We start from the raw sequence: 16856 nt of genomic DNA on the forward strand, positions 1-16856 counted from the left end.
CAGCGCCTGCGCCCGCCGACATTCGGCGGCCCGCGCGACCGAAAGCCGCGCCGGCTGCCGCCCTGCCCGGCTACGTCACTCGTCCTGCTGTTCCTGCTGCGCCTGCACCTGCCGCTGCCGGATGAACTGCCGGACATCGCTCATCGTCACGCGGCCGGTGTGCTTCGCATCGATCTCGTCGAAGTGCTTCGACACGAAGCCGAGCCCGCTGCTCTGCGCCTGCGCTTTCGTCACCGCCGCGCCGTTGCTCAGCACGGTATTGCCGCCGAGCCGCGCGTCGACGCGCTGTTGCGCCTGCTGTTGCAAGGCCGCGCCGGTCGACGGCAACACCGGCGCCGCGCGCGTGGCCGGAAAGAACGGACCGTCGACACCGCGCCCGCCGTGCGGCAGCTTCACCGGCGCCACCGCCTGCGGCGGCAACGCATGGGCACTGCTCATCACGGCACCGAGCACGATCAACGGAGACATACGCCGCATCAATTGGATTAGGGACATGATCGCTCGCATTCAATGGATGAAGAGAGGGTTCCTTTGATAAGGACTCCGTCGCTCAAGGGGTTGCCGCCAGCGTCGTCGCGGCGGTCGCGCCTGGCGTGCTGCCGGTCGGGACGCTCGGCGGGTTTTCATCCGGCCACGGCGGCGGCAGCGTGTGCAGCGTCAGCGCCGTCGGAATCCGCGCGCCCTTGTAGAAGGTCTGCAAATCCCGCTTCATCTGCGGGCGCGCGACGTCGTCCAGATAGATCATGTGACCACCCTGGAAGAAGTTCACCTGCAGCTTCGGATTCAGGCCCTTCACCGTCTGCAGCCGCGCGAGTTGCTTCTCGGTGTTGAAGAACGGCGTCGCGAGATCGTGGAAGCCGTTCTCCGCGAGCACGCGAAGCTTCGGGTTGAGCTGCAGCGCGCCGAGCAGATCGGGGATCGTGTCCGGCATCGGCTGGCCGTCGTGCGAGAAATCCCAGACCTCGATGATGTTGTCGTTCAGCGGCAAGTACGTCGCGTTCGGGGCCGTATAGCCGAGGTAATCCGGCATCTGCGTCGCGAGCGCGTTCGTGAACGGCTGAGAGATCAGGATGTCGGACGGATCGCCGTCGTTCTGCAGCCGCGGGTCCGAATTCGGCAACGACACGCGCCCGTCGTACCGGCCGATCGTCGTGCCGGGCAGCAGGCTCGTGCCGAACGGATTCGCGTTGAAGTAACCGCGCAGCGCCTGCTGGGTGAGGCTCGACGGGATCGACCACAGCCTGAGCGTCGCATCGCTCGGGAACACCGGCGTGCCGAGCGCATCCGGGATGCCGAGCTGGCTCAACACCCACGACTGCGAGTACTTCTGCAGCTGGCTGTAGATCAGCGTCGTGAACAGTTCCGTCTGCAGTGCATACAGATCCTGGTTCACCGGCGCCGGCGACACCTGGTTGAAGTACGCCGCGACCGCCGCGTAGCCGGGCAGATAGCCGGCCACCGTGTCGGTATCGAGCAACAGCCCTTCGGTCGATTGCGTGATCGCCACCGCTTCCACCGCGTCCGCGAAGTAGTTCAGGATCGCCGACTGCAGCACGATGCCCGTCAGGTGCACGCCGGCCGATTCGAGCGCGAGCGCGAGCATGTCGGTACGCGGCGTGCCGTACGATTCGCCGTACAGGTAGATCGGCGACGTGCCGCGGCTGTTGACGTTCAGGTAGCGCTGGATGAAGTCGCGCATGATGTTCACGTCCACGTCGGAACCCCAGTACTTCTGGTTGGTGTTCGGCAACACGGCTTCCGACAGCCCGGTGCCGGGCGGGTCGATGAACACGAGGTCGGTGGTGTCGATCAGGCTCTCCGCATTGTCGACGAGCGGATAGTTCGGCCAGTTGTTGCCGAACAGCGGATCGGGCGTGGCCACGCGGGTCGGCGCGAACGAGCCGAGGCGCAGCCAGATCGACGACGAGCCGGGCCCGCCGTTATAGACGAACGTGACCGGGCGCGGCTTGCCGTTCGTGCTGGGCGCGGTGTACGCGACATACGACATCGACGCTTCCGGGTTGCCGTTCGCATCCTGCGCGGTCAGGTGGCCGGTGGTGGTCGTGTAGTCGATCGTCTTGCCGCCGCCTTTCCACTGGTAATGCATGACGGCCGCTTTCTCGGACACCTGCGACGGCGCAAGGCCGTCGGTCGCGTTCATCGAGTACGCGACCGGGTCGACGTACGGCTGGTTGGTGGCCGGCGCCTGGGTGCCGGCGGCCTGCGCGCTGGCCTGCTGGCTCGCGGTGGCCTGCGCGAGACTCGACGCGCCGACGGACGACGAATCGTCACCGCCGCATGCCGCGAGCGCCAGTGTCATGGCAGTCAATGCGCCTAGCCCGGCCAGCCGGCCGCGACGAACACGGCGGCTGCCGGTACTGCTCCTGTCTGGTTTCATTCTCTGCCCTTTGATTTCGGATACCGTGTCACAAAGGCCGCCAACGCCCGCGACACGCGCAAGCTGACCCGCCACTCGCGTTGCACGATCGGCAGTCGGCGGTTGGGGATGGGACTGCTAAGAGACTGAACTTGATACAGACACAGCAAACTGCTGGCGAGAATGATGCCCGGACGCGCCCCCTGCAGTTTGGACAACTTTTGTATGACTGAAACTTGAGCCATGACAAAAATAGGCGGTGCTGCGCCGCGTTGTCAAAGATCATTCGGATATTAAAAATCCCGCAATGATGCGAAGGCTGGACAGTGTCTGGTATTTGAAAGAAAACGGAATTATTCGTGCAAGGCGAGCTTTATCGGCTATGTCGCGTCGAATATTTTACTTTTTCGGCATAACACGGAAGCCTTTCCTGCATTGGAGAAACGCATCGAAAGCCTTCAGATCGACAGGACTATTCTTTCAATTTTATTATCGTCAATCGATTAAGACGATGCAGCAGCATGCACACGTCATTCGATGATTCTTTCCATTTCAATCGCACTTCAATCGAAGTATCGATGTGCACCGCATCATCCATAAAATACCGGTTCGATTAATTGTTCACGGCATTATTTACCCGGTATTCGAACGGCTTTCCGGAACGGGCGCGATGTCCGGCATTGCCGCACATCGCGCCGTCACCAAGACTCAAACCACGCTTACTTTCCGCCGCCCGGCAGCGCGATATCGATCAGCACCGGATCGTGATCCGACGAACGATACGCATCGGCCGCGTAGAACGTCTTCTGCTGCTCGGCCGACTTGTACGCAAGCGTGTACTGCAGCGCGAGCGGCTCGTCCGCATTGATGTGCCATTCGTGCACGGCCTTAACGTGCGACGCGAGCGGCAGCGTCGCCAGTGCGTGGTCGAGATAACCGGCTTCGCCGTTGTACACGTAGCTGTACGCATTCGCGCCGATCCAGCGCGCGACGAGGTTGCGGTAGCCGCGCGATTCCAGCGTGCGGATCGGATCTTCGTACGTGTAGCTGTTGAAGTCGCCGATCAGCAGCACGCCCTGGCTCTTGACGCCCGTCGGGTTGCCGGCCAGCCAGTCGGCGACCTTCGCCGCCGCGCGCGTGCGCGTCGGGTTCCAGCAGCCTTGACCATCGCCCTGGTCGAGATCGTCGTTCGCGGCGTCCGGGCAGTTCTTCGACTTCAGGTGGTTCACGGCCACCGTCAGCGCCTGCTTGTTGCCGTTGACCAGCCGGAACGACTGCGCGAGCGGCTGGCGATTCTTGTCGTCGATCGCGAGCGTCGCCGCACGGCCGACCGGCTCGACCTTGCGGCTGTCGTAGATCATCGCGACCGCAATCGCATCGCCGCCGAGCCGCGACGTGCCCGGATCGACCACGCGCCAGTGGTTGCCCAGCTTCGCCGCGAGCTGGCGCACCGCGCTCAGTTCGCCATAGCCGTTGTTCTGGATTTCCATCAGGCCGATCACGTCGGCGTCGATCGCCTTCAGCGCGCTGACGATCTTCGCTTCCTGGCGCTGGAATTCCTGGAACGTCTTCGCGCCGCGATTGTTCGGATCGTCGAAGCCGCCGCCGAGACCGTTGCCGTTGAAGTAGTTCAGTACGTTGAACGATGCGACGCGCAGGTTCGATTTCGGATCGCGCGCCGGTGCGATGGTGCGCGGGTTCGAACGCGCGTCGAACGCCGGCACGGCCGCGCCCGGCAGCGGCTGCACGCGCCAGGCGCCGTAACGCACTTCGAGCACGCCTTCCACGTCGCGCACGGTGTAGCCCGCGCGCAGCGTGTTCGCGGCCGACAGGCCCGGCGCCGGATACGGCACGGTCGCGGGGTTCTGCTTGTTCGAGCCGTCGTCGAGGATCAGGCGGTTGCGCGCGTTCGCGTCGATCTGCGTCTGCGCCTGCGCGGGCGGCACGACGCTCGTCGGCGTACGCAGGCGGCCGTTGCTGAGCATCACGCTGCCGTAGCGGCCGAGTTCGTAGTTGTCGGTGACGCTCAGCGTCTGCGGCAGGCGCACGAGCATCCCTTCGTATGCGGCGAACGCGCTCGGGCTGTCGACCGGCAGCGTGAGCGTCGCGGGCGTGACCGTCTGGCCGTTCGCGCATACCGCGATCGCGCCCTGCAGCGTGAGCTGCGTCTGCCCGTATTTCTCCTCGACCTTGCCCGTTACGTGCACGAGATCGCCGGCCTTCGCGCGCGCTTTCGGCGCATAGACGAACAGGCCTTCGGACACGCCCGGCTGGTTGCGGCGCTGCGCGTCCGCCTGCTGGACGAAGAAGCCGCCGAAACCGTCGGTGCCGCCGAAATCGGCGGTGACGACCGCTTCGATCGATGCGTTCTGACCGGCGAGCGGCGACGGCGCGCCGGCCCCCTGGATATCGGCGATCGGCGTCGTGCTGCCGCCGCAGTTCGCGCTGACGGGCGCGGCAGTGGCGGCGAATACCGGCGCGGCGAGCGTCGGGAGCAACAATAGCGGGGCAAACAGGCAGATTGGCGAGCGCATGGCGGGAATCCCGGTTGTGAGGGTGGCGAAAGCTTAGCGGCGCTCAATGACAGTTTTTGGTAATCGCGAGACAGGCCGATGTAATCGTCGTCATCACGCCGCGATCGCCATGCGTCGTCCGGTCAAGTCTCGACAATGCAGCCGATCTTCCGACGACGAAGCCCCGCCGCTAGGCCGTCCCCGGCAACGCGCTCGACACGAGCACGGCCGCCACCATCAGCACGCCGCCGAGCACGACCGCCTCGACTCGCAACACCATGCCGAACCGTCTCAACGCGCGTACCGGTATCGCGGCGGCCGGGTCCTTCAACGCGGCCAGCAGCTCCGGCATCCCGAAGAAGCGGTTGTGTCCGCCGAGCATCGCGGCAATCAGCACGAGCACAAGCTTCAGCAGCAGGATTTGCCCGTACGTCGACGCGAACAGGTTGGCGGGTGTATCGACGCCGCGCCAGCCGTTGTACGCGCCGGTCGCGAACAACACGACCAGCGCGTAAGTGGATGCGTCGGACAGCGACTGCACGAACGATGCGCCCGTCGCGCGTTCGCTCGCCGGCATGCGGGCGAGCCGCGACATCACGCCGAATGCCGTCACGAGCACGAGCCCCACCCACGCGCTGATCGCCAGCAGATGCAGCCAATCGATCCACACTGGCACGCTGAACAGCCCGGCGTCCACCGGATGGCCGCCGTTGCTGCGCGCCAGCGCGACACAAGCGAGGGCAGCCACCATCGCGAACGGAAACCGCGTGTCGTCCGTGCGTCCGACGAACGACAGCAGCACGACGACGAGCATGAACGCCGCCCCGGCCAGCCACGCATGACCGAAGCCGGTGCGCGCGAGCATCGAACACACCGCCAGCCCTGCGTCGAGCAGCGACACCTCGCTCATCAATGCGCAGTGCGCCCAGAATGCGGCGACGCTCGCGAGCAGCGATACGACGGACGCAATACGCAGCGTCGCGGCGAGCCGCCGCCCAACGTCGTGCTGCCACGCGGACACGCCACGTGCGAGCCAGTGCCGGCCGAGCAATGCGCCGACGACGACCGCGAACCCGGCGTTCTGGATCGCCACCGCCACGAGCCGCAGCAGGCCGACGATGCCGTCGTTCATTCCTTCACCCGGAACGTATAGGCGCCCTTCGTGCGATGCGCATCGGCCGTCATCGCCGCCCACTGTACGGTGTACGCGCCTGCCGCAAGCTTCGGTATCGCGACGGTCATCACGCGCGGGTTCGACGCGTCGACCTTCGCCTTGTCCTGCGTGACGGCGTTGCCGCTCGCGTCCGACACCTTCACCGAGCTGAACGCCGGTTCGACGTCTTCGTTGAACGTGAGCCGCACCGTGTCGGGCGCCGCATCGATCGTGCTGCCGGCCGCCGGTACGGCGCGCTCCAGCTTGCCGTGCGCCGACGCCGCGACCGGTGCGCCTGCGAAGATGGCGGTAGCCGCGGCAAAGCCGGCCAGCCGCTTGAGCATCGAGATCGTCATGTTCACGCGCTCCGCTTCACGGCTTCTTCAGCTCGACGACGGTCAACGCACCGTCCACGTCCTCGGCGACGAAATCGATCGTATCGCCCACCTTCACCTGCGCCAGCATCGCCGGGTCCTTCACCTTGAACACCATCGTCATCGCGTCCATCCCGAGGTTCTCCAGCGGGCCGTGCTTGATCGTCAGCTTGCCGGCCGCCGTGTCGACCTTGCGGATCTCGCCGTGCGACATGCGCGACGCCGCGGCGCCCTGCTTCGCATTCGCGCTCATGTCCATGCCGGCCATGTCGCCGGCCGCGTACGACGCCGCGGAGAACGCCAGCGCGCACCCCGTCGCCATCAAAACCAGTCCCTTCTTCATCGTGTCGACTCCCGTGTGAGTGAATGGAAACCGGCGGCCGCATCGACGCGGCCGCCGCATGCTGCTTCAGCCGTCCGGCAATTCGCCGGTGTATTCGTATGCGACGGTGCCCTTCGGATGCCGGAACCAGCCCGGATCGCGATAGTCGTTGCGGCCCAGCCCCTGCCGCACCTTGAGCACCGTGAACATGCCGCCCATCTCCAGCGGCCCGAACGGGCCGGTGCCGGTCATCATCGGCAGCGTGTTGTCTGGCAGCGGCATCTCCATGCCGCCCATCGCGCCGCCCGTGCTGCCCATCGCCATGTAGTCGGGCACGAGCTTGCCGATGCGCTTCGCGAGATCCTTCTGCGGTACGCCGATCAGGTTCGGCACCTGATGGCCCATCGCATTCATCGTGTGGTGCGACTTGTGGCAATGGAACGCCCAGTCGCCCGGACGATCGGCGGTGAACTCGATCGCGCGCATCTGACCCACCGCGACATCGGCCGTCACTTCCGGCCAGCGCGCGGCCGGCGGAATCCAGCCGCCGTCGGTGCCCGCGACCTCGAAGCTGTAGCCGTGCAGGTGGATCGGGTGGTTCGTCATCGTCAGGTTGCCGAAACGAATCCGCACGCGGTCGCCGGCGCGCACCGGCAGCGGATCGATGCCCGGGAACACGCGCGAGTTGAAGGTCCACATGTTGAAGTCGGTCATCTCGTTCACGCGCGGCGTGTAGCTGCCCGGGTCGATGTCGTATGCGGCGAGCAGGAACACGAAATCGCGATCGACCGCCATCGTGCCGCGGTCCTTTGGATGTACGATGAACATCCCCATCATCCCCATCGCCATCTGCACCATCTCGTCGGCATGCGGGTGATACATGAACGTGCCGTGCGCTTCGAGCTGGAACTCGTAGACGAAGGTCTTGCCGGGCGGGATATGCGGCTGCGTGAGGCCGCCGACGCCGTCCATCCCGTTCGGCAGCCGCAGCCCGTGCCAGTGGATCGTCGTGTGCTCGGGCAGCCGGTTGGTCACGAAGATGCGGACCTTGTCGCCTTCGACGGCCTCGATCGTCGGGCCCGGCGACTGACCGTTGTAGCCCCACAGGTTCGCGTTCATGCCGGGCGCCATCTCGCGCACGACGGGCTCGGCCGTCAGGTGGAATTCCTTCCAGCCGTTCTTCATCCGCCACGGCAGCGACCAGCCGTTCAGCGTCGCGACGGGCGTGTACGGGCGGCCGTTGGGCGGCACGAGCGGCGGCTGCGTGCCGGCTTTCGCCATCGTCGGCGCGTCGGGCAACGACGCGGCGCCAGCCTTGCTGACCATCGCCGCACCGAGCAGTGCGGCGCCCGAGCCGCTGAGAAATTGTCGACGGGACACCATGTCAATGACCTTCCGGATGCGGTTGCGTGGCGGGCGCCGACGGCGCCGCGGGAGTGGAAGCCGGCTGCGGCGCAGCGTCGGCGCTGGATGGGGATTGGGGTGCGGATTCGGCGGAATGCGTCGCGCTCGGCACGGCACCCGGTAACGGCAACCGGCCGCCGACGGCCATCTGCAGATCGGTTTCCGCGAGCCAGTAGTCCTTCAGCGCATCGATGTAGCCGTTGACCGCGCCGACCTGTTCGCGCGCATCGGTCAGCAGCTCGAACACGCTCGCGAGCATCCCGTTGTAGCGCAGCAGCAGTTCGTCGGAGATCGTCTTGCGCAGCGGCACGACTTCGTCGCGATAGTGCGTCGCGACGTCGTAGCTCGTCACGTACGCCGCATACGATTCGCGTACTTCCGAGCGTGCATCGATGGCCGTTTTCGCGAGCCGGTTCGCGGACTGCATGTAGATCGCCTCGGCGCGCGCGACCTTGGCGCCACCCCAGTCGAACAGCGGAATCTCGACGCTGATCTCGTAACCGTGCTCGTGGCCCTTGCCGGTCTCGTAGTCGTTCACGTAGCCGAGCTCGACCGCGTTGACGAAACGCGTGGCCTTGCTCAGGCCGAGCGACGACGCGACGCCCTGCGTCTGCAGCTTCGCGGCCTGGACGTCGAGGCGATTGCCCATCGCGAAGCGTTCGAGGTCGGGCAGGTTCGGGCGCGCCTTCGGCAGATCCGGCAAGCGCTCGGGCAGCGCGTACCGCGTGCGCTCGCCCCACAGCCCCATCGCGCGCGTGAGCTTCTCGCGTGCGGCGATGGCCTGCTGCCGCGTTTTCGCGTGCTGCGCGACCGCGTCGGCGTGAAACGCCTGTTCACGGGCGTAGTCGAGCCGGCTGAAGTTGCCGGCCTGCCGCATGCGCAGTGCGAGTTCGGCGGCCGCGCTCGCGGCGTCGCGCACCTGCTGCGCATAGTGTGCGGCCTGCTCGGCGGCGACCGCCTCGACATACGCGCGGCGCGCGTCGGCCGCGACCTTCAGCATCGCATCGGCCGTTTCGAGCTTGGTCTGCTCGAAACGGCGGCGTTCGATCTTCGTTGCGAGCGGCATCGTCAGCAGCGCGAACACGTTCGCCGAGAACGTGCGGCCAAGCGTCAGCTCGCCATCGCCGGCACGCGTGCGGCTGAACGCGAAGCGCGGGTTCGGCAACCGGCCGGCCTGCACGAGGTCGGCCTCCGACAGCCCGAGTTCCGCGTACGACGCCTGCAGCCCGCGGTTGTTCAGCAACGCGACCTGCACCGCGTCGTCCATCGACAGCGGCTTGCCGAGCAGTTCCTTCGTCCGCTGGTCGACCGCTTCGCGGTCGGCGTCGGTCCTCACCACCACCGCGTCCTTTCCGATGCGTTCCGATGCAGCCGACGACACGGCGTCGAACCCGCCATCCTTCGAAAACGTCGTGCAGCCCACGAGGAACGCCAGCGCGATCGCGGCCGCGCCGATCCTCGGTGATATCGCGAGCGTCGTCATCGCGTGGCCCCTCCGTGCGTCGAATGGGGCGCGGCGTTGCCGGTCGTGCGCCCTTTCGCGGGCCGCTCCATCACGTCCCGGTTCAGTTGCTTCCAGCCCGGGCCTGCGTCGTCCCGATACGGCCGGTAGCCGTCGAACGCGGACGTCACGGTGACGTCCGGCACCGACGCGGCGGCGTCCGCCGGATCGGGAAACGGAGTTTGCGCGGGCGCGAGCGACGGCACGAGGGCCGCCACGCCCAACAGCGCCGCAATGATCAATCGCATGAACATGTCTCGTCGTAAGTCGTCCGGCGCGCCGGATGCGGCCGCCGGAGCGGATGGCGGATCGCGGCGCATCGGCCGCGGGCAGCGACTAGGCGGGCATCCGGCGCGGCGGCCGGTCGATGCCGCCCGTCAGGAACGACACGCCCCCGGCCGAACGCGGAGGCGCGACGATGGTGACGCCGACGCTCGCCGCGGCGGGCACCGCAGGCGCACTCGACATCCCCGTGCCAAAGCAGCAGGACACGCACGCGGCACATGACGACGCATGCCGCGCGTGATCGCCGTGATCGTGATGGCCACCCTGCGCGGCCGGCATCGCGTGCGACGCCTTTTCCTCTTGCGGCACGGCGGCGCCCGGGCACTGCATCGAAACCGCCGCGAACGACGGGATCGACAGGCTCAGCGCGAGCAACACGACGACGAGAAATGTGCGCCAGTACGACATGGATGCGAGATCAGGCAGACAGCGATCGTTAGGGCCGGCGCGTCGCACGACGGCGCGCTCCGGGGACAAGACGGTCGCAGCTTATCGCCGCCGCGGTGACGACGGCATGGCCGAAACATGACCGGCTTTTCATGACAATTCCGTCATCCGCCGGTCATTCTTCACGCACGCGCGCTGCCGTACGCTCCGGCGTTACACTGACCGGCTGGAATCACGGACAGCCTGCCTCACCATGCGGATACTGATAGTCGAAGACGAACCCAAGATGGCGTCATACCTCCGGAAGGGGTTGACGGAGGCGAGCTACACGGTCGATGTCACGGAAAACGGCCAGGACGGCCTGTTCCTCGCCTTGCACGAGGATTTCGACCTGATCGTGCTCGACGTGATGCTGCCCGCGCTGGACGGCTTCGAGGTGCTCAGGCGGCTGCGCGCGCAGAAGCAGACGCCCGTGCTGCTGCTCACGGCCCGCGAGGCGATCGAGGACAAGGTCGCCGGGCTCGAACTCGGCGCCGACGATTACCTGCTCAAGCCGTTCGCGTATGCCGAATTCCTCGCGCGTATCCGCTCGCTGCTGCGCCGCGCGCCACGCAACGTGCGCGACATCCTGCACGTCGCCGATCTCGAAATCGACCTGCTCAAGCGTCGCGTGCGGCGCGCGGACACTCGCATCGACCTGACCGCGCAGGAATTCGCGCTGCTGCAGTTGCTCGCGGAACGCGAAGGCGAGGTGCTGACGCGCACCTTCATCACGTCGCAGATCTGGGACATGAATTTCGACAGCGACACGAACGTCGTCGACGCGGCGATCAAGCGCTTGCGCGCGAAGATCGACAACGCGTACGAGAAGAAGCTGATCCACACGATCCGCGGCATGGGCTACGTGCTCGAGGATCGTTCGTGACCGCGCGCCCCGCGTCGTATTCGCTGCTGCGGCGCCTGACGCTCGCGTTCGCCGCCGTCGCGGCGCTGGTATTCGCGCTGACTGGCGCGTATCTCTACCGCTCGTTGTCCGCCGAATTGACACGGCGCGACGACATCGAGATCTCCGCCAAGCTCAACCAGTTCCTGCAACTCGCGCGCGCCAGCGGGTCGACAGCCGCGCTGCGCGCCGATCCGGCCGTGTTCCACGACGTGCTGCTGTCGCATCCGGGCGTCTATCTCGGCATCTACGATGCGCAACACCGCCCGCTTGTCGAGCATTCCGACGAAGCCGGCAACACGCTTGCGTCGGTGATCTCGGCCTCGCATCCGGCTGGCAACGCCGGCAGCCCGTTCACGTGCGCGCCGCCCGGCATCGGCACGTCGCGCTGCGTGTATGCGCGCGAAACGCTGCCGTCCGGCGAAGCGATCCAGGTCGCGCTCGCGCGCACCGCAACCGATCGCCAGTCGCTGCTCGAAAGCTATCGCGTCGACATCTGGCTCGCGGCGGCCGTCGGCGCGCTGCTGGTCGGTGCGCTCGGCTATGCGGTCGCGTCGCGCGGGCTGCGCCCGGTCGAGAGCCTCGGCCGACAGACGTCGCGCATCGAGGCGCACAACCTGAACGCGCGCCTCGACGCGCGCGGCGGCCCGGTCGAATTGCGCGAGCTCGCCACGTCGGTGAACCGGATGCTCGACCGGCTCGAACGCGCGTTCGTGCGGCTGTCGCAGTTCTCATCCGATCTCGCGCACGACATGCGCACGCCGCTCGCGAACGTGATCAGCTCGTCGCAGATCACGCTGTCGCGCGCGCGCACGACCGACGAATATGAAGCGCTGATCGAATCGAATATCGAGGAATGCGAACGGCTGCAGCGGATGATCGAGAACATGCTGTTTCTCGCCCGTACCGACAATGCGCGGCAGCACCTGAAGACCGCCGAACTCGATGCGGGCAGCGAACTGCGCCGGCTCGCGTCGTATTTCCAGGCGCTGGCCGACGAGGCCGGCGTGCGCATCGACGTGCATGGCGAAGCGCCGGTCGTCGCGGATGCGACACTGTTCCGGCGTGCGGTGAGCAACCTCGCGTCGAATGCGCTCGAACACGCGCAAGCCGCGTCGACGATCGAACTGGCCGTGTCCGTACAAGGCAGCTACGCAGTCGTCGAAGTCACGAATCGCGGCGTCGCGATTCCGCCCGAACAGGTCGAGCGGATCTTCGAGCGCTTCTACCGGATCGATTCGTCGCGGCACGGCGCGGCGCGCAACGCGGGGCTCGGGCTCGCGATCGTGAAGTCGATCATGGAGCTGCATCGCGGCAAGGTGGAAGTCGCGAGCCGCGACGGGCGCACGACGTTCGCGCTGTACTTTCCACGCGGTACGGATAGTTAAGTCATGCGCCGCCGCATTCGGCGCTAGCGATCCTGCACCGCGCCGAACGACGTGCGAACGCACACGAGCAACACGATGGTCGCTGCGCTGAATACGGCCCCCGCATAGAACGTGGCGGCGGCGCCCATCTGGTCCCACAGGGCACCCGCGACGACGCTCGATACGAGCGTGACGATGCCGCTGATCAGGTTGAACACGCCGAACGCCGTCCCTCTCAATTCGGCCGGCGCGGCCTGCGCGACCATCGTCGCGAGCAGCCCTTGCGTCATCCCCATATGGAGGCCCCACAGCGCGACACCGACGAGCACGGTCGGCCAGTGCGCGCCGTGCGCCAGCACGATATCGGCGACGATCAGCAGCGCGAGCCCGACCACCATCAGTTTCGTGTGGCTCGTCGTATCGGCGAGCTTACCGAACGGGTAAGCGGACAACGCGTATACGACGTTCATCGCGACCATCACGAGCGGCACGAGTGCGACGGGCACGCCGCTGCTCATCGCGCGCAGCACGAGGAACGCCTCGCTGAAACGCGCCAGCGCGAACACGCCGCCGACGGCCACGACCCACCAGTAGCGCGCGCCGAGTTGCGCGACGACCTCGCGGCGAACCGGATTGACGCGCTTCTCGCCCGGCGCACGTGCGGGCTCATCAATGCCGACCGCGAGCAGCGCCACGGCGAGCACGCCGGGGATCACGGCCAGCCAGAACGCGAGGCGGAAATCGTCGCGCCACATCAGCATGATGACGACGGCCAGCAGCGGCCCGAGGAACGCGCCCACCGTGTCGAGCGACTGACGCAACCCGTACGCGGCGCCGCGCAGGTGAACGGGCGTCACGTCGGCGACGAGCGCATCGCGCGGCGCGCCGCGAATCCCCTTGCCGACGCGGTCGACGATCCGTGCGGTCACCACGACACCGATCGTCGGCGCGATCGCGAACAGCGGCTTGCTGAGCGCGCCGAGGGCGTAGCCGGCCACCGCGAGCCATTTGCGATTGCGCAGATAGTCGCTCAGCGTGCCGGAGAACACCTTGACGACCGGCGACGTCGCCTCGGCGATCCCCTCGATCAGGCCGATCGTCGTCGCGCTCGCACCGAGCCCCGCCATCAGGAACATCGGCAACAGGCTGTGGATGATTTCGGACGACACGTCCATCAGCAGGCTGACACAGCCGAGCACCCACACGCTGCGCGGAATCTGCCGAAGAATGCCGGTCGATGAGTCGGTCTGCATGGGTCGTCCCCGGTTCAGGAATCCTGACGCTGAATGCCTGTGATGCTACTGCAGTCCCGTGACACGATCGCAGGTTGCGCGTGCACCCTGGTTATTCCGCCGCGTCGCGCCGGAGTTTCGCCTGCCGGCGCGTGCGGTCGTTGAGGATCTGGTGCCGGCGATGGTCGGTCAGCTTCTTCCAGTCGCGCGCCTCGTCGCGGGTGCGCAGGCAGCCGACGCAAAAGCCGGTGCGGCCGTCGAACGCGCACAGCTCGATACACGGCGATTTCACGGCCACGATCAGGCCGCCTTCGCGGGCGTCAGCACTTCGACGGTCACGTGCGACACGCCGTCGAAGCCCGCGACCAGCGCATGATAAAAGCGCGCATCGCGCGCGGCGTCGCCCGATTCGACCGACACGATCGCGCTCATGTGCCCGGGGCCCACGCGCCACACATGGAGATCGTTGACCTTGTCGCCGAGCGCCTCGATCGCGCGGCGCACGTTGTCGGTCAGCTTGCGATCGACGTTGACGTCGAGCAGGATTCCGCCCGTATCGCGCATCAGCCCGTACGCCCAGTTGGCAATCACCAGCGCACCGACGATGCCCGCGAGCGGGTCCATCCAGACCCATCCGAACGCCCGCGCGAGCAGCAGGCCGACGATCGCCAGCACCGACACGGCCGCGTCGGCGATCACGTGAACGTAGGCCGACCGGATGTTGTGATCGCGATGCGCGGCCGAGTGCGACCCGTGAGCATGATGCGCGTGGTGTGCGTCGTCGTGGTCATGGTCATGGTGATCGTCGTGCCCATGCGCATGATGATGGCCGTGATCGTGCCCGTGATGGTGATCGCCGCTCAGCAGCCACACGCTGGCGAGGTTCACGGCAAGCCCCAGCACGGCGATCGGAATCGCTTCGTCGAAGTGAATCGGCACCGGCGCCAGCAGGCGCGCGATCGCCTCATAGCCGATCAGCAACGCGATCATCGCCAGCACGATCGCGCTCGTGAAGCCGGCCAGGTCGCCGAGCTTGCCGGTGCCGAACACGAAGCGCGGATCGTCGGCGTGCCGGCGCGCATAGGTATAGGCCAGCGCGGCGATCAGCATCGCGCCCGCATGCGTCGACATGTGCAGCCCGTCCGCGACCAGCGCGAGCGACCCGAACAGCGTGCCGCCGACGATCTCGGCGATCATCATCGCCGTGCACAGGCCGATGACCATCCACGTCTTCCGCTCGTTGCGCGCATGGGCGGCGCCCAGAAACGCGTGACTGTGCGCGCCGCCGGCCGCCGGGCTCTTGAATTCGTTCATGTTCCGATCCGCTTACTTGAAATAGCTGTGGACGACCTCGATCAGCTGCTCGGTCGCGCTGCCTTCGTGCGCGTCGGGCGTGTCCGCATCGACGAGATGCGACCGGATGTGATCTTCCAGCACGACCGCCAGCAGGCCGTTCATCGCGCCGCGGCAGCTCGTGATCAGTTGCAGCACGTCGTTGCAGCCGCGCTCGTCTTCCAGCGCCCGCTCGATCGCCTCGACCTGTCCCTTGATACGGCGCACGCGGTTCAGCAGCTTCTGTTTTTCGCGAACGGTATGACTCATCGATGGCTCCTGTATAGGGTAGGGGAGTATATCTCCAAAGCGCTGCCCCTATAGGGTGGAGGGGTATATTTTTTCGAGACGAAGGCTTGTCGAAAGAAAACCGCTCGGCTAGACTGCTTTCCGTCTTTGGGGAGTAGCCTGCTTTCCGTCCCCCGGAAAGCGAACGCGTCAACACACTCGGCCTGCGGCCGTGGCGCGTTCAACCTGATCGGCTTGGCGAGACCATCGGCACATCGCGTCGTTCCTGGTCGGACGTCGGCGGATGTGTCATGGTTCGTCAGCGTCCGACCACGGAGTCCCCATGTTCCTCCCTGCTCACCTGCCCCACGCCCCCGCTGCCTGCGGAGGTGCCGCATGACCTTCATGTTCGTCGAACTCGCGTTCATGCTGATCGTCATCCTCGTCGCGGCCGAAGTCTTCACCAATGCGCTCGAACATCTCGGCGAACGCCTGAAGATTTCCGAAGGCGTGACCGGCTCGCTGTTCGCGGCCGTCGGCACCGCGCTGCCCGAAACGATGGTGCCGCTGCTCGCGCTGGCCGGCGGCACGTCGAGTCAGGCCGTCAACGAGGAGATTGGCGTCGGCGCGATCCTCGGCGCGCCGCTGATGCTCGCGACGCTCACCACGTTCCTGATGGCGCTCGCCGTGATCCGCTCGCGCGGGCCGCGCGGCACGATTGCGCCCGAACGCACGGGCTTCGTGCGCGACATGAATACCTTCCTCGCCGCCTTCTCACTGGCGACCGTCGCGATGTTCGTCCCGCATCACAACTGGGCCGTGCGCGCGCTGCTCGCCGCGATGCTGGTCGGCCTCTACGTGATGTACGTCGTGCTGACGTTCCGCGCGTCGACTCGGCTCGTCGATGCCGGGCACGGCACCGAGGCGCCGCATGCGATGTTGCTGTCGCGCATCGGCCTGCCGACCAACCTGGCGACGATCGTGCTGCAACTGCTGATCGGCGTCGCGCTGCTGGTCGGCGGCGCGAAGGGCTTCATTCACGGCGTGGAAGGCGTGTCGCACGTGCTCGGCGTGTCGGCGCTGCTGCTGTCGCTGATCATCGTGCCGATCGCGACGGAGCTGCCGGAGAAGGTCAACAGCGTGCTGTGGATTCGCCGCGGGAAAGACACGCTGGCGTTCGGCAACATCACCGGTGCGATGGTGTTCCAGGGCACGCTGCTGCCGGCCATCGGCATTATGCTGACGCCGTGGGAGCCGCGCCCCGAAGTGCTGACCGGCGTGATCATCACGCTCGCGGCGGCGGCCTGGCTGCGCGTCAATGCACGTACGCGCGGGCTCGCGATCTGGGCGTTGCTTGCGAATGGCGCGGGTTATGCGGGATATCTGGCGGTGACGCTGGCGCGTTGAACGCCGGTCGGGCGCGCCGGCCGACCAACAC

17 protein-coding genes and 1 riboswitch are annotated in these 16856 nt (G+C 66.6%); of the genes, 3 read left to right on the forward strand and 14 right to left on the reverse strand.

Annotated elements, in window-relative coordinates; genetic code table 11:
• Positions 1-75 precede the first annotated feature (75 nt).
• From JMF86_RS25480 to JMF86_RS25525, 10 genes are all read right to left on the reverse strand, one after another.
• Entirely contained in the window at positions 76-468 is a 393-nt protein-coding gene (locus tag JMF86_RS25480; protein ID WP_226292281.1) for a 2-oxoglutarate dehydrogenase, read from the reverse strand.
• A gap of 82 nt (positions 469-550) precedes the next feature.
• Positions 551-2398 carry a peptidase S10 gene (locus JMF86_RS25485; protein ID WP_011548380.1) on the reverse strand — a complete coding sequence of 616 codons (1848 nt, stop codon included), beginning with the start codon at positions 2396-2398 and terminating at the stop codon, positions 551-553.
• A gap of 698 nt (positions 2399-3096) precedes the next feature.
• Positions 3097-4911, reverse strand: a complete 1815-nt coding sequence (locus JMF86_RS25490; protein ID WP_011548382.1) for an ExeM/NucH family extracellular endonuclease — start codon at positions 4909-4911, stop codon at positions 3097-3099.
• A 169-nt stretch (positions 4912-5080) separates the two neighbouring features.
• Complete coding sequence (locus tag JMF86_RS25495) at positions 5081-6022, reverse strand: CopD family protein (protein WP_011548383.1); 942 nt, start codon at positions 6020-6022, stop codon at positions 5081-5083.
• A complete protein-coding gene (gene copC, locus JMF86_RS25500; RefSeq protein WP_011548384.1) occupies positions 6019-6399 on the reverse strand; it encodes a copper homeostasis periplasmic binding protein CopC in 381 nt (126 codons plus the stop codon). Before copC ends, JMF86_RS25495 begins: the two co-directional genes overlap by 4 nt.
• A 16-nt stretch (positions 6400-6415) precedes the next feature.
• Complete coding sequence (locus JMF86_RS25505) at positions 6416-6760, reverse strand: copper-binding protein (RefSeq protein WP_011548385.1); 345 nt, start codon at positions 6758-6760, stop codon at positions 6416-6418.
• Between the two features lie 66 nt (positions 6761-6826).
• Positions 6827-8122, reverse strand: coding sequence for a multicopper oxidase family protein (locus JMF86_RS25510; protein ID WP_011548386.1), 1296 nt, complete (start codon positions 8120-8122; stop codon positions 6827-6829).
• A 1-nt stretch (position 8123) separates the two neighbouring features.
• Positions 8124-9626, reverse strand: a complete 1503-nt coding sequence (locus JMF86_RS25515) for a TolC family protein (protein ID WP_011548387.1) — start codon at positions 9624-9626, stop codon at positions 8124-8126.
• On the reverse strand, positions 9623-9892 hold the full coding sequence (locus JMF86_RS25520; protein WP_041489495.1) for a hypothetical protein: 270 nt from the start codon (positions 9890-9892) through the stop codon (positions 9623-9625). The genes JMF86_RS25515 and JMF86_RS25520 overlap by 4 nt, the downstream gene beginning before the upstream one ends.
• Positions 9893-9980: 88 nt before the next feature.
• Positions 9981-10337, reverse strand: a complete 357-nt coding sequence (locus JMF86_RS25525) for a hypothetical protein (protein ID WP_041489424.1) — start codon at positions 10335-10337, stop codon at positions 9981-9983.
• A gap of 232 nt (positions 10338-10569) precedes the next feature.
• On the opposite strand from JMF86_RS25525, the gene JMF86_RS25530 reads away from it, so the two are divergent.
• Together JMF86_RS25530 and JMF86_RS25535 are read left to right on the forward strand one after the other, a co-directional pair.
• Positions 10570-11241 carry a heavy metal response regulator transcription factor gene (locus JMF86_RS25530; RefSeq protein ID WP_011548390.1) on the forward strand — a complete coding sequence of 224 codons (672 nt, stop codon included), beginning with the start codon at positions 10570-10572 and terminating at the stop codon, positions 11239-11241.
• Entirely contained in the window at positions 11238-12647 is a 1410-nt protein-coding gene (locus tag JMF86_RS25535) for a heavy metal sensor histidine kinase (RefSeq protein WP_011548391.1), read from the forward strand. The genes JMF86_RS25530 and JMF86_RS25535 overlap by 4 nt, the downstream gene beginning before the upstream one ends.
• A 23-nt stretch (positions 12648-12670) precedes the next feature.
• Here JMF86_RS25535 and JMF86_RS25540 read toward each other — a convergent pair whose 3' ends face one another.
• From JMF86_RS25540 to JMF86_RS25555, 4 genes are all read right to left on the reverse strand, one after another.
• Positions 12671-13879: an MFS transporter gene (locus JMF86_RS25540; RefSeq protein WP_011548392.1), complete on the reverse strand. Its 1209-nt coding sequence runs from the start codon at positions 13877-13879 to the stop codon at positions 12671-12673.
• Between the two features lie 91 nt (positions 13880-13970).
• Positions 13971-14156, reverse strand: a complete 186-nt coding sequence (locus tag JMF86_RS25545; RefSeq protein ID WP_006479855.1) for a DUF1289 domain-containing protein — start codon at positions 14154-14156, stop codon at positions 13971-13973.
• A gap of 2 nt (positions 14157-14158) precedes the next feature.
• On the reverse strand, positions 14159-15172 hold the full coding sequence (gene dmeF, locus JMF86_RS25550) for a CDF family Co(II)/Ni(II) efflux transporter DmeF (protein ID WP_011548393.1): 1014 nt from the start codon (positions 15170-15172) through the stop codon (positions 14159-14161).
• 12 nt (positions 15173-15184) lie between these two features.
• Positions 15185-15460, reverse strand: coding sequence for a metal/formaldehyde-sensitive transcriptional repressor (locus JMF86_RS25555; protein WP_011548394.1), 276 nt, complete (start codon positions 15458-15460; stop codon positions 15185-15187).
• Positions 15461-15576: 116 nt separating this feature from the next.
• Positions 15577-15745: riboswitch (yybP-ykoY riboswitch) on the forward strand.
• Positions 15746-15814: 69 nt separating this feature from the next.
• Here JMF86_RS25555 and JMF86_RS25560 point away from each other — a divergent pair.
• Entirely contained in the window at positions 15815-16825 is a 1011-nt protein-coding gene (locus JMF86_RS25560) for a sodium:calcium antiporter (RefSeq protein ID WP_011548395.1), read from the forward strand.
• The last annotated feature ends 31 nt before the right edge of the window (positions 16826-16856 follow it).

This window comes from Burkholderia sp. E168m15 (assembly GCF_016586105.1).
Taxonomy (GTDB): Bacteria; Pseudomonadota; Gammaproteobacteria; order Burkholderiales; family Burkholderiaceae; genus Burkholderia; species Burkholderia orbicola.

Bases quoted from the DNA above. Each gene is read 5' to 3' on its own strand.
- JMF86_RS25480 (WP_226292281.1), bottom strand. From the start codon at position 468: ATGTCTCCGTTGATCGTGCTCGGTGCCGTGATGAGCAGTGCCCATGCG.
- JMF86_RS25485 (WP_011548380.1), bottom strand. From the start codon at position 2,398: ATGAAACCAGACAGGAGCAGTACCGGCAGCCGCCGTGTTCGTCGCGGC.
- JMF86_RS25490 (WP_011548382.1), bottom strand. From the start codon at position 4,911: ATGCGCTCGCCAATCTGCCTGTTTGCCCCGCTATTGTTGCTCCCGACG.
- JMF86_RS25495 (WP_011548383.1), bottom strand. From the start codon at position 6,022: ATGAACGACGGCATCGTCGGCCTGCTGCGGCTCGTGGCGGTGGCGATC.
- copC (WP_011548384.1), bottom strand. From the start codon at position 6,399: ATGACGATCTCGATGCTCAAGCGGCTGGCCGGCTTTGCCGCGGCTACC.
- JMF86_RS25505 (WP_011548385.1), bottom strand. From the start codon at position 6,760: ATGAAGAAGGGACTGGTTTTGATGGCGACGGGGTGCGCGCTGGCGTTC.
- JMF86_RS25510 (WP_011548386.1), bottom strand. From the start codon at position 8,122: ATGGTGTCCCGTCGACAATTTCTCAGCGGCTCGGGCGCCGCACTGCTC.
- JMF86_RS25515 (WP_011548387.1), bottom strand. From the start codon at position 9,626: ATGACGACGCTCGCGATATCACCGAGGATCGGCGCGGCCGCGATCGCG.
- JMF86_RS25520 (WP_041489495.1), bottom strand. From the start codon at position 9,892: ATGCGATTGATCATTGCGGCGCTGTTGGGCGTGGCGGCCCTCGTGCCG.
- JMF86_RS25525 (WP_041489424.1), bottom strand. From the start codon at position 10,337: ATGTCGTACTGGCGCACATTTCTCGTCGTCGTGTTGCTCGCGCTGAGC.
- JMF86_RS25530 (WP_011548390.1), top strand. From the start codon at position 10,570: ATGCGGATACTGATAGTCGAAGACGAACCCAAGATGGCGTCATACCTC.
- JMF86_RS25540 (WP_011548392.1), bottom strand. From the start codon at position 13,879: ATGCAGACCGACTCATCGACCGGCATTCTTCGGCAGATTCCGCGCAGC.
- dmeF (WP_011548393.1), bottom strand. From the start codon at position 15,172: ATGAACGAATTCAAGAGCCCGGCGGCCGGCGGCGCGCACAGTCACGCG.
- JMF86_RS25555 (WP_011548394.1), bottom strand. From the start codon at position 15,460: ATGAGTCATACCGTTCGCGAAAAACAGAAGCTGCTGAACCGCGTGCGC.
- JMF86_RS25560 (WP_011548395.1), top strand. From the start codon at position 15,815: ATGACCTTCATGTTCGTCGAACTCGCGTTCATGCTGATCGTCATCCTC.